1 protein-coding gene is annotated in these 3,283 nt (G+C 66.9%); it reads left to right on the top strand.

Translation table 11 applies throughout. The annotated features are described in order from the left end of the window. The coding region (locus EPD66_RS23615) for a phage tail tape measure protein (protein ID WP_142851014.1) at positions 1 to 3,283 on the top strand (3,283 nt) is incomplete at both ends.

Below are 3,283 nucleotides of genomic sequence, written 5' to 3'. Positions count from 1 at the left end.
GGATCAGCGGCTTTGGTGCCGCCATGGCCGCCGCCAGCCGCCAGGCGCTGGGCTTCGGGACGGCGATGCGCGAAGTGTCGACGTTGCTCAGCGACACCCGCGAGATGGGCCGCATGACCGCCGAGGCCAGGGCGATGGCCATCCAGTTCGGTTCGCTTCCGACAGCGCAGGCACAGGGCTTTTATCAGGTGATTTCGGCTGGCGCGTCTAACGCCGCCGAGGCCATCTCGACACTGGATGCGGCCAATCGCCTCGCCATCGGCGGTGTCACCAGCGTCGGTGTGGCGGCGGATGGTTTGACCACCATCCTCAACGCCTATGGCGACCAAGTTGAAAGCGTCACTGCCGTCAGCGATGCGATGTTTGTCGCCATGCGCGCCGGCAAGACCACCATTGGCGAGCTGTCGAGCAATATCGGCTCCGTCGCGCCATTGGCCGCACAGACGGGAATCGCCCTGGAAGAGGTTCTGGCCGCCACGGCGGCCCTGACCAAGGGCGGCAATACCACCAGCGTGGCCATGAACGGCCTGAGCGCCGTCATCAGCAGCGTCATCAAGCCCTCCGGCGAGGCCGCTCGGATGGCCAAGGAACTGGGCATCGACTTCAGCTCCGCCGCCCTGCGCGCCAAGGGGCTGGCCGGCTTCCTGCAGGATCTTGCCGACGCCACCGGCGGCGCCGAGGAAAAGCTCGCCGTGCTGTTCGGCGGGGTGGAGGCGCTGCGCCCGGTCCTGGCCCTGACCGGCAACCAGGCAGGAGATTTCGCCCAGATCCTGGACGACATGGCCAATAAGACCGGCGCCACCGCCGATGCCTTTGCCAAGATGTCCCAGGACGCTCAGTTCAAGCTGAACCAGTTAAGGGCGATGCTGGCGGTTGCGAGCGTCGAGGTGGGCGACACGCTCCTGTCCGGCATCGTGCCGGCTGCCGAGGCCGTGGTCTCCAATATGGACGTGATCGGAGATGTAGCTCAGGCAGCGGCCTATGGCATTGGCACACTATTGGTCGCACGAACGGCTGGTTCGGCCGTGACTGCCCTGAGTCATGCAATGGCTGGGCAGGGTGGTGCTATCCTTGGCTTGCGAATGCTTTCGGATTTGGCGCCGGCTGCAGCCGCTCGCACATTGGCCTTGGGGGCGGCGGCAACCACAGCCTCTCTAGCCATGCGGGGGCTAGGTGCCGCTATGGCATTTATGGGCGGGCCGGTAGGGGTGGCCATCACTGCTGTTGCAGCTGGTGCTTATTTGCTGGCCACCCGACATTCTCAAGCCGAGCAGGCAGCCAACCAACACCGTGCGGCCATGACCAGCTTCAATGCGGTGATCGACCAGACCAAAGGGAAGGTCGAGGCGCTTAATGAAGGCATGGCTGCTCAAGCGCGGCGTGCTCTAGAAGAGTCACGTCGTCTGCATCAAGCTGTCATCGCCCAACAGGAACAGTTCGCCCGGGCTGGTAATTTCCGCATCGACCGTTTGGCCTTCGACGGCCAGGTTGCGCCTGAGACAATCGAGGTGCTGCGCGGTCTGCAGCAGATGTATCTCGATAACGCCATTGCGGCCGACGAACTGTTTGTCGCTTTGGAACGCCTGGGGCAAAGCGATGAAAACCTGAAGCCTCTGGTCGATTGGGCGGCAGGCTGGGCCGGCCCGCTGATCGAGGCGAAAGAAAAGGTGCAGGAGGCGGAGGCCTCGCTGGCTCGCCTCAACGGCACCCTCAACGATACCGGCGCCGCCGGCACCACGGCGGCGGGGGGCATCGGCAATGTCGCGGCGGCGGCGGTCGGCGCCATCGAGGGCTTCGACGAGCTTTTGGGCAAGCTGCGCGACGCCAACGCCACCTATGGGCTGAGCGAGGCCGCTGTCCTGCGCTACCGGCTGGAGCAACAGGCGCTGAAGGCCGAGCAGAAATCCAGCGTGGAGGAACTGTCCGAGGCCACGCGCGCGCAGATCAATGAGGCGGTGGCGATCCAGGCCGCGACCGATGCCAAGGCCCAGGCGCGCGATGCCGCCTCCAAGCTGGCCTCGGCCTATCAAGGCCTGCTGCGCACGCTTGATCCGCTGGAGGCCGCCGAACGGGAGCGCGCGGACGCGCTCGCGACCCTCGACCAGGCGCTGCGTGCTGGGCTGGTGACCGAGGACCAGCACCGCCGCATGCTGGGCGAGCTGAACCGCCAATATCAGGACAACATCAACCTGTTGCGCAGCCGCCGGTCGGCGCTGGAAGACACTCTCGATAGCGTCGAACTTGAGAACAAAGCGCTGGAACTAACGCTGGCTGGGCGCGGCGAGATGATCCCGCTGCTGCGCGCCGAGGCCGAGCTGCGGCGGCGTTTGGGGCGCGAGCTGCTGCCTCAAGAGGCCGCCGAGCTGAGGCGGGTCTATGATGAGCAGATCCGGCTGAACCGTGCCATCGCCGCCCAGGAGGATGCCGAGCGCGCCGCCCAGTCCGCACTGGAAGAGCGCGTGCGCCAGGCTAACCGCGCGGCCGACGAGATTGTCGATTACGGGACCGACGTCTTTGACGATTGGTTCGCCGGCCAGCGCCGGGGGTGGCATGCGATTTGGGACGATGTGGTGGCGATGGCACGGCGGGCCATGGCCCAGCTGGCGGCTGAGATGGTGCTGCGCCCGATCATCGCGCCGGTTATCAGCGGTGTCATGGGCGGCGGCCTGCAAGCCACCGGCAGCGGTCAGATCATCGGCGGTGCCGGCGGCATGGGCGGTATCGGTGGCATGGGCATCCGCGACATGACCAGCCTGGGCAGCCTGCTGAGCGGCGGAGGCTCCTCCTCCATGCTCTATGGCGCCGGGCAATGGCTGGCCCAGAGCAGCCTCGGCCAAGCGGTGGGTCTCTCGACGACGGTCGGCACGCCGATCAGCCTGCTGCCGGGCTCGGCCGGCACGGCCACCGTAGCCATGACCGGGGCCGGCCAGGCCTTTGCCCAGGGCCTGGCTGCCTCGCCCTGGGGCATTGTCGGCAGCATGGGCGCGGGCCTGCTCGGCCTGGGGCACTCCAACCCGCTGGTCAACGCGGCGACCGGCGCCGCCGGCTCGGTGGCCGGCGGCGTGGCCGGCTCGATGATGCTGGCCGGCTCTCTGGGCGGCCCCATCGGCGCCATCGCAGGCGCATTCCTGGGTACCGCCCTCGGTGGCCTATTTGGAGGGAAAAAGAAGGCGGACAGCGCCGTCACCAATGTGGACCTGATCGGTGAAGAACTGGTGGCAGGCCGCCGCCGCACGGCCCATGGCGGCAACATCAATGTGACGAATGCGATGGCCGATGCCTA

The organism is Telmatospirillum sp. J64-1 (assembly GCF_006980715.1).
Taxonomy (GTDB): Bacteria; Pseudomonadota; Alphaproteobacteria; order Rhodospirillales; family Magnetospirillaceae; genus Oleiliquidispirillum; species Oleiliquidispirillum nitrogeniifigens.
Note: the sequence above shows the minus strand (reverse complement) of the source record. Positions and strands in the feature narration are given on the sequence as shown.